At 33.8% G+C, this 13,622-nt stretch carries 13 protein-coding genes and 2 tRNA genes; 5 read left to right on the top strand and 10 right to left on the bottom strand.

The genetic code is table 11. From position 1 onward, the window contains the following. Positions 1 to 3 precede the first annotated feature (3 nt). The 9 genes from sucD to hemF form a co-directional block, all read right to left on the bottom strand. On the bottom strand, positions 4 to 885 hold the full coding sequence (gene sucD, locus ACQ4M0_RS04675) for a succinate--CoA ligase subunit alpha (protein ID WP_438456310.1): 882 nt from the start codon (positions 883 to 885) through the stop codon (positions 4 to 6). Positions 886 to 888: 3 nt separating this feature from the next. After that, entirely contained in the window at positions 889 to 2,049 is a 1,161-nt protein-coding gene (sucC, locus tag ACQ4M0_RS04670) for an ADP-forming succinate--CoA ligase subunit beta (RefSeq protein ID WP_007302349.1), read from the bottom strand. A gap of 30 nt (positions 2,050 to 2,079) precedes the next feature. Next, positions 2,080 to 2,280 carry a 30S ribosomal protein S21 gene (gene rpsU / locus ACQ4M0_RS04665; RefSeq protein WP_438456309.1) on the bottom strand — a complete coding sequence of 67 codons (201 nt, stop codon included), beginning with the start codon at positions 2,278 to 2,280 and terminating at the stop codon, positions 2,080 to 2,082. Positions 2,281 to 2,478: 198 nt separating this feature from the next. Next, positions 2,479 to 2,552 (bottom strand) — tRNA-Pro (locus ACQ4M0_RS04660). A gap of 122 nt (positions 2,553 to 2,674) precedes the next feature. Then, a complete protein-coding gene (locus tag ACQ4M0_RS04655; protein ID WP_007302351.1) occupies positions 2,675 to 3,370 on the bottom strand; it encodes a 16S rRNA (uracil(1498)-N(3))-methyltransferase in 696 nt (231 codons plus the stop codon). Between the two features lie 32 nt (positions 3,371 to 3,402). Beyond that, positions 3,403 to 3,474: transfer RNA gene (locus ACQ4M0_RS04650), tRNA-Glu, on the bottom strand. A 60-nt stretch (positions 3,475 to 3,534) separates the two neighbouring features. After that, positions 3,535 to 4,365 carry a hypothetical protein gene (locus ACQ4M0_RS04645; protein ID WP_007302352.1) on the bottom strand — a complete coding sequence of 277 codons (831 nt, stop codon included), beginning with the start codon at positions 4,363 to 4,365 and terminating at the stop codon, positions 3,535 to 3,537. A 3-nt stretch (positions 4,366 to 4,368) separates the two neighbouring features. Beyond that, positions 4,369 to 4,524 (bottom strand): hypothetical protein, encoded by a 156-nt coding sequence (locus ACQ4M0_RS04640; protein ID WP_007302353.1) that lies wholly within the window; start codon positions 4,522 to 4,524, stop codon positions 4,369 to 4,371. 234 nt (positions 4,525 to 4,758) lie between these two features. Further along, a complete protein-coding gene (gene hemF / locus ACQ4M0_RS04635; RefSeq protein WP_213863754.1) occupies positions 4,759 to 5,583 on the bottom strand; it encodes an oxygen-dependent coproporphyrinogen oxidase in 825 nt (274 codons plus the stop codon). Between the two features lie 159 nt (positions 5,584 to 5,742). Between hemF and ACQ4M0_RS04630 the strand changes: the two genes are divergently transcribed. The 3 genes from ACQ4M0_RS04630 to ACQ4M0_RS04620 all read left to right on the top strand — a co-directional run bounded on the left by ACQ4M0_RS04630 (position 5,743) and on the right by ACQ4M0_RS04620 (position 10,015). Then, positions 5,743 to 8,223 carry a response regulator gene (locus ACQ4M0_RS04630; RefSeq protein WP_438456308.1) on the top strand — a complete coding sequence of 827 codons (2,481 nt, stop codon included), beginning with the start codon at positions 5,743 to 5,745 and terminating at the stop codon, positions 8,221 to 8,223. 86 nt (positions 8,224 to 8,309) lie between these two features. Further along, a complete protein-coding gene (locus tag ACQ4M0_RS04625; protein ID WP_438456307.1) occupies positions 8,310 to 9,152 on the top strand; it encodes a ParA family protein in 843 nt (280 codons plus the stop codon). Further along, positions 9,149 to 10,015, top strand: coding sequence for a ParB/RepB/Spo0J family partition protein (locus ACQ4M0_RS04620; RefSeq protein ID WP_213863753.1), 867 nt, complete (start codon positions 9,149 to 9,151; stop codon positions 10,013 to 10,015). The genes ACQ4M0_RS04625 and ACQ4M0_RS04620 overlap by 4 nt, the downstream gene beginning before the upstream one ends. Positions 10,016 to 10,099: 84 nt before the next feature. On the opposite strand, the gene ispD is transcribed toward ACQ4M0_RS04620, so the two are convergent. After that, entirely contained in the window at positions 10,100 to 11,305 is a 1,206-nt protein-coding gene (gene ispD, locus ACQ4M0_RS04615) for a 2-C-methyl-D-erythritol 4-phosphate cytidylyltransferase (RefSeq protein WP_052264975.1), read from the bottom strand. A 101-nt stretch (positions 11,306 to 11,406) separates the two neighbouring features. Between ispD and ACQ4M0_RS04610 the strand changes: the two genes are divergently transcribed. After that, a complete protein-coding gene (locus ACQ4M0_RS04610) occupies positions 11,407 to 12,294 on the top strand; it encodes an alpha/beta hydrolase family protein (RefSeq protein ID WP_418089957.1) in 888 nt (295 codons plus the stop codon). A gap of 49 nt (positions 12,295 to 12,343) precedes the next feature. Beyond that, complete coding sequence (locus ACQ4M0_RS04605) at positions 12,344 to 13,417, top strand: AI-2E family transporter (RefSeq protein ID WP_213863752.1); 1,074 nt, start codon at positions 12,344 to 12,346, stop codon at positions 13,415 to 13,417. The last annotated feature ends 205 nt before the right edge of the window (positions 13,418 to 13,622 follow it).

Below are 13,622 nucleotides of genomic sequence, written 5' to 3'. Positions count from 1 at the left end.
AGGCTAGGCACTGACACTCATTACTTCTAACACCTTTTTACCAATCACAGCAGGGGTTTCTGCAATCGCAATCCCAGCACTGCGCATAACCTCTAACTTTGCACCAGCACTTCCACCGCTGGAAGAGATGATTGCTCCAGCGTGTCCCATACGTCTTCCTGGAGGTGCCGTTTGGCCTGCTACAAAACCAACGATTGGCTTTTTAGTTTTTTCTGTTTTCACAAAATGTGATACATCTTCTTCTTCGTTTCCACCTATTTCACCAATAACTACAATACCATGAGTATCGTCATCTTTTAAAAAGAGCTCCATACAGTCAACAAATGTCATACCATGAACTGGATCCCCCCCAATTCCGATACACGTGGATTGACCAAGACCAACAGCAGTTGTTTGTGCTACCGCTTCATAAGTTAAAGTTCCAGAGCGAGACATAATTCCTATATGTCCACGTTTGTGAATATGTCCTGGCATAATTCCTATTTTGCATTCTTCAGGTGTAATAACCCCTGGACAGTTTGAGCCAATCAATCGACTGTTTGAACCAGCGAGAGCATGCTTTACCTTTACCATGTCAAGTATAGGAATGCCCTCTGTAATACAAATTATCAATTCTATTTTTGCATCTATTGCTTCAAGTATTGCAGCAGCAGCAAATTTAGCAGGTACATATATAACTGTAGCATTTGCACAGGTTTTTTCTTTGGCTTCTGCTACAGTATTAAAAACCGGTAAATTAAGGTGAGTGCTACCACCCTTTCCAGGAGTTACACCTCCCACCATTTTCGTTCCGTAATCAATTGCTTGCTCTGAATGAAATGTGCCTTGTGCACCAGTAAAACCCTGGCATATTAATCTTGTATCTTTGTTTACTAAAACGGACATGCTTTATTTTACCTCTTTTACTATCTTTTGCGCAGCATCACCCAGTTCATCTGCAGCAATAATATTTAATCCTGACTCTTCTAAGATTTTTTTTCCTTCTTCAAAATTAGTACCTGATAATCTAACCACTAGAGGAACTTTAATGCTCATTTCTTTTGCAGCCGCAACAATTCCACTTGCGATAATATCGCAACGCATTATACCACCAAATATGTTAACCAGAATTCCTTTTACGTTGCTATCAGACAATATGATTTTAAATGCTTCAGTTACAGTTTCTTTACTCGCTCCACCACCAACATCCAAAAAGTTAGCAGGCTCTGCTCCATAGTACTTTATTATATCCATTGTTGCCATAGCAAGACCTGCACCGTTCACCATGCAACCAATATTGCCATCCATTTTGATGTAACTAAGTCCATGTTTTGAAGCTTCTATCTCTTCTTTAACTTCTTCATCATAATCACGAAGCTGCACGATTTCTGGATGACGATATAAAGCGTTGTCATCAAAATTAATTTTAGCATCAAGTGCAACAAAATCCCCAGAATTTGTTTCAACTAGTGGGTTAATTTCTATTTGGCTTGCATCAGTTGTAATAAACGCATCATATATATTTTTTGCAATATTTGTTATTCTTTCTATTTGTTCTGAATTCAAATTAAAATTATTGGCAAGTTTACTGTTATCAAGATTTGTAAAACCAGTAGCAGGGTCAATATCAAATTTCACAATTTTTGTAGGAGAATTTTTTGCTACCTCTTCAATATCCATACCACCTTCTGAGGAAAATATAAATACTAACCTACTGAGCTTTGGATCAACTACTAGACTCAAATAGTACTCTTTTTTAATGCTTGAACCTTCCTCAATGTATATTCTTCTTACCTGCTGTCCACTAGGCCCTGTTTGATGAGTAACTAAAGTTATGCCGAGCATGTTCTTTACAAACTGTTGAGCTTCTTCAACTGACTTTGCTAGCTTTACACCACCAGCCTTACCCCTACCACCTGCATGAATCTGAGCTTTAACCACAAACACGTCAGATTTTAGTTGATTTATTTGAGTTTCTACTCCTTCTGCAGATGTAGCAACAAAACCCTTTGGTACCGGGACATTAAACTTGTGTAAAATTTCCTTTGCTTGATATTCATGAATATTCATAAGATAACTAATTATTAACCTTAGTAAAAACTACCAACCATAACGCTGTCTTCTGCATTCTTGCTGATACCTCTTTTTCCTTGCTTCAGCTTTTTTTTTAGCTGTTTTCTCTGATTTCTTTTCGTGATATTTTCTTTTAATTTTGAGCCCTCTTCCTTCCTTTTGAATTATTTTTCTCAACACTGGAAGAGCTCTATCTACATCACCATAATGGACTGATACTTCAATCAAACTCTATACCTCCTTCGGTAATCACTTCAAAATCCATTTATAAATTAGAAAATTAACATTGTCAATTATTTTATAAACTTGAGCGATAGAATATGATATGCAGTGATTTATATGAAAAAAGCTTCATTCTGCTGTCAATCATTTACTTGCTGATAAAAATTGCTCTTAGGTTACAGTGCTCTTGTAATTTTTCTAATCTCGGGGCGGAGAGATTTGAACTCCCGACCCTTTGGTCCCAAACCAAATGCGCTACCAGGCTGCGCTACGCCCCGACTTCTTTACTAAGAGTATCGATAGTTCGGAAAAATGCAAGTTTCATTTATTTCTTTTAGGAAGAATATAATGCAGATTTCTTTATATAGAGTGTCAAGTTGCACTAGCCATATTAAAAAATCTAGCTATACCAATTGGTGAAGGTTAATGCAGCAACTACAGCAGTATCAACTCTCAAAATTCTTTTTCCTAGACTCAGTTTCTGACAAAATTTATTGGCAGAATCAAGTTCGCAAGATGAAAAACCACCTTCGGGGCCAACAATAATAGCAACGTTTTTCTTGCCTTTTAGAACTTTATTAGGAGGTTGTCCTTCACCTGTTTCATCACACAAAACAAAATTTTTATTCTGGGAATCGGATAATTCACAAAAATTAATAGGAAGAAAAATCTGTGGTATACTTGTCCTACCGGATTGTTCCGCAGCTTCAATTGCCTGTAATTTCGCTCTACTTAGGTTAATGTTTTTTACTACTGTACGTTCTGTTGAAATAAATTGAATGCAGGTTACTCCCATTTCAGTTGCTTGTCTTACTATGTTGCTTAAGGCGCCGCTTTTTACCAGAGCACAATACAAATATAGATTTTTTTCATGTTGTTGTTGTTTAGTGCGTTCTTTTATTATAATTTTTGTCGATTTACTTGATATATTCACTACTTCTCCTAACCATTCTCCATCCTTTCCATTAAAAAGATAGATGTTATCATGCTTCTTAAGCCGCATTACATTGTAAATATAGTGACTTTGTCGTGGATGAAGCGCCAAACTTACATTTTGTGATAAAGCTTCTTCAACATAAAGCCTAATTTTTTTCATTCAAAACTTTAGTTATTTGCATTCTGTTTGAGTGACTCTTACGGGATTTGAACCCGTGTTACCACCGTGAAAGGGTGGTGTCCTAACCACTAGACGAAAGAGTCGACTTGAATCTAACTGAGTTATATCGATTATACATATAAAGTCAATTCAATTATTTTGAATCACACAGTTAGAGTAGTGATTTTATATCGACAGCCTCCTATTACCCCATGTTCAATGCTTACTGAACCTATCTCAGATTTAGGAGCTTTAGATCCTAATTCTAATTTTTGTTCAACTTTTGTATCTGAATCATAGCCAGAATCGTATCCAGAATCTCTACGCTCAAAATTTTGCCTTATTTCTTTTACGTTAAAGCCAGCCTTGGTCTTGATTTGCTGACTCGCTGGCTTATTAGCACTTTGCTCATTTAGTTTTACTTGCAAATTATTCACTTTATCCTTCACTAATCCATGATAAGTCCCAGAATTATCTTTTATATGTTTTGCTTGTCTTTCTGATCTCTTTTTCGATAAATCTACTTTAGCATAAATAGGCTCTGGTTGCTCTTTATGATTTAAGCTAGTGGGCTTTTTTTGCTCTGAGAAATCATCTACATCTTCATAAATAGGTTCTCCTGATATACTAGAATAACCACTATCTTTCAATGATAAATTTTCAGTAGATCTTTTATGCAAATCATATACTTCAGCATAAATGGATTCTTCCGATACGCTCAACTCTTCTAATGAGTTACTAACCTTAGCGTCATATACCTCATCATAAATGGGCTCTTTTAAAAGTAAAATATCATCATGCTCAAAAATCCTAGGAGGTTTTTTAGGTGAGTTGGCCTTAAATTTTATCTCTACTTCCTCTTTAAGCTTGTCACAACTTTCCGTTTGTTTCAAAATCTCCAATATTTCTTTTCTTTCTTTTTTTATTAGCTCACCAAGCACTAAACAACATTTTTCTTTATGATCTTTGAGACTGTCCTTATCTCCGTACTGCATAGCTTATGATGCTATTTTGTATTGAAGGATTACATTTCCTATACTATTATTTATCTCATTAATATTTGCTCCAGCACTAATAAGTAACGTCATTACATTATGATCAAGATTTGTTACTGCATACTCTAAAGCTCGATTTAAAGTTTGATCATTATTCAAGTCAAATGACCCCTTGTTCCTAAAAGGATTAATTCTAGAAAAGAGTTTTTCAAAGCTGTTTACTATATTATGAAGACTTAAAGCTAGCCTCACGCCTCTTATATTGCTATTTCTAGCGGATTTAATTAAAAAACTATCTACTTATACCCATGATTGTACCCCTCTATACAAAAGCTCACCATATGTGGTACAATCTTAAACTATAACGATTTATTTTATATTAATAATCGCTTTTCACACCCACTTAACAAGAGGAGGCATCGACATCATAATTGCATCGGGGTTACCATTAGTCATTAAACCAAACCTTGTACCACGATCATAAAGAAGATTGAACTCCACATATCTGCCACGTTTTATCAATTGTTCTTCTCGTTGTTCTTTTGTCCAAGATTTTTGCATATGTTTGTGTATGATGTGTAAGTAAATTTCTAAAAAGGCTTCACCTACTGCTTTTGTGAACTCAAAATCGTTTTTCCAGTTGCCAGAAGTTAGATTGTCATAAAAAATTCCACCAATACCACGTGGCTCTTTTCTATGTTGTAAAAAAAAGTAATCATCACATTGCTTTTTAAATTTCGGATAATATTCGATGTTGAACTCATCGCAAGTTGCTTTAATTGATTCGTGAATATACTTGCAATCTCCCTCATCCTTATAAATTGGAGTAAAGTCCATTCCTCCACCAAACCATTGTTTTGAGGTATATATCAATCTTGTGTTCATATGTGCTGCAGGGATAAGGGGAGATTGCATGTGAGACACTAAAGATATACCGCTTGCCCAAAACTCTCCATTGCTTTCACTTGCACCAGGAATTTCATTAATGGCTGAGTCTTCGAGCTTTCCGTATACTCTTGAGACGTTTATTCCAACTTTTTCAAAAATATTACCAAAGATAATTGTAGATTCACCACTTCCTCCACCTGGTCGGTTCCACTTTCTTTTTTCGATTTTTGGTTGTGTGAATGACTGTACCTCAATTGATAAGAAAGATTCGGTGATCTTGTTTCTCAGTGCGCAGAACCATTCAAATGCTTGTGTCTTTTGTTTTTCCATAATGCCTTCTGTTGGCTTATTAATATTATTGTACTCTATATTTACAGGACTTAATTAGATTGGGATAGTAACTACTCATCAAGGATGTTAATAAATCTATAATAATTAAATCAATATAGTAGAATATTTTTATATGTGCAAGGATGCCAAGCAATAATAATGAGTAAAAGATACATAGATAACAAAAAAGAGAACAGAGTTGACTTCATACTAAGAAATTATGGGATGTCAATTATTGTGATGGCAGTCATTATGTTCTTACCTCCAATAGCAATATCAGTACTCTATTTTTCTAATGTATATAGTCAGCATGTTAATATAGAGATTAATTTATTAATTAGCATTCTAATGACTCTCTTTGTGGTATATAATATAAAACGTTACAAGTATCTACTTAATATCATAGAGTTTCAAAATGCAATATTTGCAAATGCGCTGAATCATAATACAGAGTTTTGTCTCATTTTACATAAAGATGAGGGTATTATTTATGCTGATGCGAGGTTCTACGAAAGGTTCAAAGATCACATAAACGATGATGTTACGCTAGATAAAATTCTTGAAGCAGGAGATGTGTCAGAAAAAGACAGAAAATCACTCTATCATGCGTTAAGAAATAACACTTCTGTAAAAGTATGCATTTCCTTAAGCAAGAAGAGTAGAATATCTAACTTTCTTTTGCTCTCTGAACCAATACCGGATAATCCACAAATTGCTATAAATAGTAATAAGACTTTAAATTTATTATTAGCCCCAATAGCAAGACCGAATGGGTATTTTGTACTGAAGGCAACACAGGTAAACAAAGAGCAGGTATATGAAGAGTTGATAGAGAAACACAATATAGCAACTTACGTTGCAAATACAAAAGGAGGTATCTTATCTGTAAATAAAAGATTTTTAGACATGTTTGAACTAAAAAAATTGGAAAAAGGTAGCTCAATCAATGATTTTATATCTCAATCTAAGTATGACGATACAATAACCAAAAATGAAATTATGTTTTTTACTATAAGCGGTGCTCCATTTAAGGCTTATATGAGTACTGCTATATTTTGTGATAAATACAATCATAGCTATATACACGGCTTTATAACACCAACTGAATCAAATATTGTTGATTATCAACTACACCCTTGTTTTACAAATTCGTCAATTGCTATTGCACAATGCGATATAAATGGCAATTTTATAAAGAAAAATATAGCATTAGTAAAACTTGCGGGGTCAAGTAATGATTCTATCTTTGCATTGATATCAGATGGTTATCATATGAAAGTGCGTGAATATTTTTCAAGTAATAGGATAAATAATGCGTCCTTTGATGTGCAGCTCAATGGCGGTAATAACATGAAAATATATTTTAATAAGTTTCTTCATAATAAAGTGATGTTCATACTTTGTTATTTTATTGATAATACTGAACGTAAAAAACTAGAGATAAAACTTGAGCATTATCAAAAGGTGCAAGCTATAGGGCAATTAGCAGGTGGTATTGCACATGATTTCAATAATATATTAACCGGAATAATAGGATTTTGTGATTTGCTTTTACTCCAGCACTCAGCTAGCGATCCATCTTTTGGAGATATAATACAGATACAGCAAAATGCAAAACGTGGGTCAAATTTAGTAAGACAACTGCTTGCTTTTTCAAGAAGACAGACTTTGCAGCCAAAGATTATTAATGTAAATGGTACGATAGCTAATCTTTATGAAATGATCAAAAGATTAATAGGTGAAAATATAAAATTTAATATTTATTATGGTAGCGATTTGGGTGCTGTTAGGGCTGACCAAGGACAATTAGAGCAAGTTATGCTTAACTTAGCAGTTAATGCTGGTGCTGCTATGGAAAAGGGGGGAGAGTTAACTATACGAACCTTTAATCAAAAGGTTGATTCATTAAATTCTACACCTCAGGATATGTTTTCTCCAGATAAGGAAACGATTGAACATGGGAATTATGTTGTGATTGAAGTGATTGATACTGGATGTGGAATGACGAGTGATATAATTGAAAAGGCATTTGATCCATTTTTTTCTACCAAAGATATTACTTCTGGTACAGGTCTTGGCCTCTCTACTGTATATGGCATTATTAAACAAACCGAAGGATACATCTATGTTGCTAGCAAAGTGAATCATGGAACTAAATTTAGCATATTTTTGCCCATAGTTTACATATCGGATGAAAATGATAAAGAGGAAGATAGTAAAGAAATAGAGAAACCGGTAGAGATTAAAGGTAATGGTATAATTTTATTAATTGAAGATGAAGATTCAGTAAGGGAATTTACTGCTAAGGCTCTTACAAGAAAAGGATTTAATGTAATAGAAGCGAGTATAGGCAGCGAGGCACTAGAGATCATTAGAAAAAAAAATCAACACATAGATCTAATAATCACTGATGTAATCATGCCAGAGGTGAGTGGTCCAGAAATAGTTAAAGAAACATTGATACATAGGCCAAACATCAAAGTTATTTTTATTTCTGGGTATACAGAGGATGCTTTTTTAAAGAGCGATGAAATCAATATAGAAGACTTCCATTTTTTACCCAAACCATTTACTCTGAATGAGTTAGGAAATAAGGTTCAAAGTGTGTTACACAAGACAAAAAAAGGCAGTTTACTTTGAGCATGATTGGCAACAAAAAAATTTTTCTAATGCAAAAATTTCTTGCATATATACAATAGAGTTATTTTATACATAAGATAAAAGGCGTGAGCAAGATCATTGCAATAGTAAATCAAAAGGGTGGAGTTGGTAAAACTACAACTAGTATAAATTTATCAACAGCCTTTGCTGCTGTGGGAAAAAGTACTTTACTGGTAGATCTTGACCCTCAAGGAAATGCTAGTACAGGACTTGGGATTTCTTATCGTAGCAGGGAAGAAAAAAGTATATATAAAATACTGCTGAGCAGCGAAAGTGAATTGGTGGAATCGGCAATTTTCAATATAAAGGAAATTCCAAATCTATCGCTGATTTCATCAGTGGTTGACTTATCAGCTGCAGAAATTGAGCTATCACAACTTGAGCAGGGAAAATTCGTACTAAAAGATACGCTAGAGAAAGTACGTAATAATTATGAGTACATAATTATCGATTGTCCTCCATCACTTGGTCTGCTTACTATCAATGCTCTGACCGCTGCTGACTCGATTATTGTTCCTCTTCAGTGTGAATTTTTCGCTCTGGAAGGATTGAGCCATTTAGTTAAGACTGTAGAGCTGATAAAAAGAAATAACCTAAACCCTTTCCTGTTAATAGAAGGAATATTGCTCACAATGTATGACAGACGCAACAAACTTAGTGAGCAGATTAAAAATGATATTTGCCAATATTTAAATGATAAAGTATATAAAACTATTATCCCCTTGTATGAGACCATTATTCCACGTAATGTACGGTTATCAGAAGCGCCTTCTCATGGAAAACCTGCTATTGTATATGATCTTAAGTGTCCTGGTGCACAAGCATATATAAGTTTGGCAAAAGAAATTTTAAAGAAACACATGAGCATCTGTAAAGAGAAAAAGCTGATAAGTGAGGGTGCAGCGTGAAGGACAATAGGCGCTTAGGTAGAGGTCTTGCTGGCCTCATAGGCGATAATTATGGTAATAAAGAAGATCGGTTACCTATTTCATTACTACACCCGAGCAAATTTCAGCCGAGAAAATATTTTGATGAGGAGTCATTAAAAGAACTTGCAGGTTCGATAGAGAAAAATGGTATAATACAACCTGTTGTGGTGCGCAAAGATCCAAGTAATGAAGGTTATGAAATAGTAGCAGGGGAACGTCGTTGGCGAGCAAGTAAGGTCATAAATCTTGATAGTGTGCCGGTTATCATAAAAGATTTAAATGACAAGGAATGCTTAGAAGTATCGATAATTGAAAACATACAGAGGCAAGATATTAATCCAATAGAAGAAGGTGAGGCGTACAGAAAACTAATAGATGAATTCTCCTATACACACGAAGAATTAGCCTTAACTTTAGGTAAAAGCCGCAGTCACATAACCAATATGATACGAATGCTGTCACTCCCTAATGGAGTAAAAACAATGATCAACGAGAAAAAATTGTCTATGGGTCATGCAAGAGCATTGATTAATGTTGAAAATGCGGAAAGTATTGCAGAAAGAATAGTTTCTCAGGGCCTGAGCGTTAGGCGAACTGAAAAATTGATAAAAGACTTACAACAAAATAACGACCGAAAAGAGCATAAGTGTACTAAAAATCAAGATATGGCAGTATTAGAAGGAGCTATATCTTCTCAGCTTGGTTTAAAGATCAAAATTAATGACAGTAATTCTAAGGGTAAAGTCATGATACGTTATAACAACTCAAATGAATTGGATTTTATATTGAAAATTTTGAATAGAAGACTTGAATCAGCTATTAATGTCGAAAGTAGCTCATAGAAATTTCTTGACAAACCTTCCCACTTTCCTTGCAATGGAAGTGAAATGGTGGAGTTTGTCAAGTAAGTTATTTCGTTTCTACCTTCAATAAAAATTTGCACGCAATAGCACAGAAGCATACGTTGCTATTCCCTCATTTCTTCCAATAGAACCTAATTTTTCCGCTGTGGTTGCTTTGATATTTACGAATTCACCATTAATTTCTAATATTTTTGATATGAATTCCTTCATTCCTGCTTTGTAAGGCGATATTTTAGGCTCTTCACAAACTATAGTAATATCTAAATTAGACACGCTATATCCTTTTTCCTGTGCTTTTTTAGCAGCAAAGTCAAGAAAATGAGATGAATTGCAATCCTTCCATTTAGAGGAATTAGGAGGAAAATGTTCTCCTATATCGCCACATCCTAGTGCTCCGAGTATTGCATCAACGATTGCATGTATTGCAACATCACCATCGGAATGTGCCTCTATTGCCATATTATGCTCAATTTCCACACCGCAAATTTTTATAAAGCTCTTAGCATCATTTTGAATTTTAACAAATTTATGTATATCATAACTGGTTCCGACACGGAATTTTGGCTCTCCAAAGAGAAGTTTTGCCATATTGATATCCTCTTTTGTAGTTAACTTAAAATTCTTTTTCTCACCTTCAATAATCGCAACATGTTTTTTATGCTCTACCATTAGTGATGAATCATCAGTAAATTCTTTGACTGATTGATGGCACGATAATAATTCTCTGAAATTAAAAATTTGAGGAGTTTGCATGGCTCTAAGTTTTTCTCTTGAAATCGTAGATTCAATGAAATTATTACTCACCAACGATATAGTATCCTCGACTTCTATTGCTGGAACTACTCCTGTATATTGACCATTAATCATAGATTCAATCAAGTTGTTTATTAGAATATTTGATACAAAAGGCCTACAAGCGTCATGTATAATAACAAAATCTGGATTGATCTTTTGCAAACTCTCCAGTCCAAGTTTAACTGAACTCTGCCTGCTTTTTCCTCCACATACTGGACTCAGCAATTTAGTATCTATAGTTGATGACGTAACTTCTTTATAGAAATCTTTTTGACTTTCATTCACTACCACTCTTATGTAACTTATGTACTGATTAGCTAAGAATTTCCTAATTGTGTGAAATAAAACAGACTTACCTGCCAATTTTATATACTGTTTAGGGATTTTGGCATTGCATCTACTGCCTACTCCTGCTGCAACTATTAATGCTGCTATCTTGTATTCCTCAAGTCTGTTAGTGTACATGCTTACCATTTTCGGTGTTAATACAAGTTATCTAGCATTTTAAAAAAGTTGATCCAATTCTCAAAAAAGAATATTCTTTTACTAGGTGTAATATATGCTAGAGGAAAATAATACACGTTGCTAAGTATAATAAAGAAAATGAGATACATCTTATATTTTTTCATGGAATAGGTGATAATTATAAGAATGCGGCCAGGTATATACAAGATAGATCTACATATCTCCATAGGTCTAATTTTCACACTCATGCACATAAATACCCAATTGCATTTCAAAACTATATAACTTACGCAATAGCTAGTTTCTTGTTTTTAGGAACATCAATACTATTACCAACTTTAATATTACTTACTAATCCAATGACATCTAGTACAGCAAGTTTAGCCATCTTAGCAGCTTTAACTTGTACCTTTTTATCTGTACCACCACTCATGATTCCATTTATAAATAAGAATCAAAGCTTATCTAAGTCTTCAATAGAAAAAATCAATGAATTAATGGAGAAGGGTGTGAAATCGGAAAATATAATACTTTTCGGCCATTCTTTTGGGGGAGCAGTTGCATCAGAAGTATTAAAATATTTTACAGACAAAAATATTAAACTTGGAGGCGTTATTTTTACTAGCACTTTCAGCTCTTTTCATAATGCAATAAAGCATTTTCCAATTCCTCAAGCAAAAATTTTAAGTGTACTGCCCTCATGCTTATTGAAAAAGATGCTTAAGGTCCTAAATTTAGATTTTGATATAGTAAGCAATATACAAAAGCTACAAAATGATAATATACCAATAGTAGTCATTAATCATGAAAGAGACACCTTAATACCATATCCTGCACAATTGGCAAAGGCAGTAGATGATCTATTGTTAAATAGAAATTCGATTAAGATCGTTAATCTGAGAGGCTTTACAGATAACCCGCATAACGGAGTTTTATCTAGTTGGCAATTGAGTGAAAATTTGGCTGATCTCATGCCTAATAAAATAATGAATAGGTAGTACTTACAAAAAACTTTATATTTTTCGGTAAATTAACTATTCTAAACACATGCAAAAACGTCATATAACTATTTGTTGTGTACTGCTTTTCATAATAGGGGCATTATTTTTGATGCGTCCTATGATTGTTCCGTGTCTAATATCTGTTTTTGTTGCACATCTATTTAACCCGCTAGTAACCAAGTTTGAAAAATATAGAATACCGCGTTCATGTTCTGTAGTTTTTATAACACTTGCCTTATTGATAGCTTTTATATTAGTTATTACATTTGTTTTACCTATTATATATTTTCAAATTACTTTAATATTAAATTTCTTAGTAAATAAGATACCTTCATTAAAGCTTAAAGTGATTCCTTCTGTGCTAGAATTTCTTAATATAAAAACTGAAGATAGTTTATTTGATCATTTGTCTAAAAATCTAGTAGAAAATTACAGTGATTATATATCTTATTTTATAAATGCTCTTAGCATGGGCAGTAATCTTATAATTCAAGTGCTAAATTCAAGCTTTAATTTGATTTACATGGTATCATTAATAGCTATTACGCTTGTGGTGTTTTTTTATGTATTACGTGATTGGCCTGCAATTGTAGAAAAGGCTAATAAACTAATTCCCATTCTTTACAGAGAAAAAGCTGCAGGTTATTTTTCCAAAGTAGATTTCATTATATCTAATTACCTAAGGGGACAGTTAAACGTATGTATAATCATGATGATCTTTTACTCCGTGGGCCTTAGCATAATTGGGCTGAAGCATTCTGTAGCTATTGGAATTTTATCAGGAATATTAACATTTATACCCTATATAGGGCCATTATTATACACTATTATCGGATTTTTGAGCGCCATTACTCAATTTAGTGGATGGTTTGAAAGTGCTGCTGTCTTGCTATTATTTAGTGTTGGTCAATTAATAGATTCAAGCATATTAGTGCCTTTATTAATAGGAAAAAAAGTTCATATACATCCAACTATCATTATTTTAGGAGTTGTCATATGCACCTCATATTTTGGATTTATAGGTATATTATTTTTTATTCCAATAATAGCAATGTTCAGTGTATTAGTAGAATATGCAGTCAATAAATATTTTGAAAGTGAGCTTTATAAAAATGGCTAATTAGTTCACGATAAAAAAAGGATCTCTGATACATTTGAGAGATGGTGCGACCTGAAAATCTTCGGTCATATTGTTTAAAAGGAGAGGAATTCATTCAGAAAGAAACTGAAAGGATTCTAAAACTTATTAAACCAGATGTTTTGCCGTCTGAGTCTACGCATCAGTGCGAATCGGGCAACCGGTTGGTGCCAAGCGATGCGGACAA

Origin of the sequence: Wolbachia endosymbiont of Kerria lacca (assembly GCF_051602725.1) — a bacterium.
GTDB lineage: Bacteria > Pseudomonadota > Alphaproteobacteria > Rickettsiales > Anaplasmataceae > Wolbachia.
This window is presented reverse-complemented; position numbering and strand designations above follow the sequence as displayed.

Bases quoted from the DNA above. Each gene is read 5' to 3' on its own strand.
- ispD (WP_052264975.1), bottom strand. From the start codon at position 11,305: ATGGTAAGCATGTACACTAACAGACTTGAGGAATACAAGATAGCAGCA.
- sucC (WP_007302349.1), bottom strand. From the start codon at position 2,049: ATGAATATTCATGAATATCAAGCAAAGGAAATTTTACACAAGTTTAAT.
- hemF (WP_213863754.1), bottom strand. From the start codon at position 5,583: ATGGAAAAACAAAAGACACAAGCATTTGAATGGTTCTGCGCACTGAGA.
- ACQ4M0_RS04605 (WP_213863752.1), top strand. From the start codon at position 12,344: ATGCAAAAACGTCATATAACTATTTGTTGTGTACTGCTTTTCATAATA.
- sucD (WP_438456310.1), bottom strand. From the start codon at position 885: ATGTCCGTTTTAGTAAACAAAGATACAAGATTAATATGCCAGGGTTTT.
- ACQ4M0_RS04655 (WP_007302351.1), bottom strand. From the start codon at position 3,370: ATGAAAAAAATTAGGCTTTATGTTGAAGAAGCTTTATCACAAAATGTA.
- ACQ4M0_RS04645 (WP_007302352.1), bottom strand. From the start codon at position 4,365: ATGCAGTACGGAGATAAGGACAGTCTCAAAGATCATAAAGAAAAATGT.
- ACQ4M0_RS04630 (WP_438456308.1), top strand. From the start codon at position 5,743: ATGAGTAAAAGATACATAGATAACAAAAAAGAGAACAGAGTTGACTTC.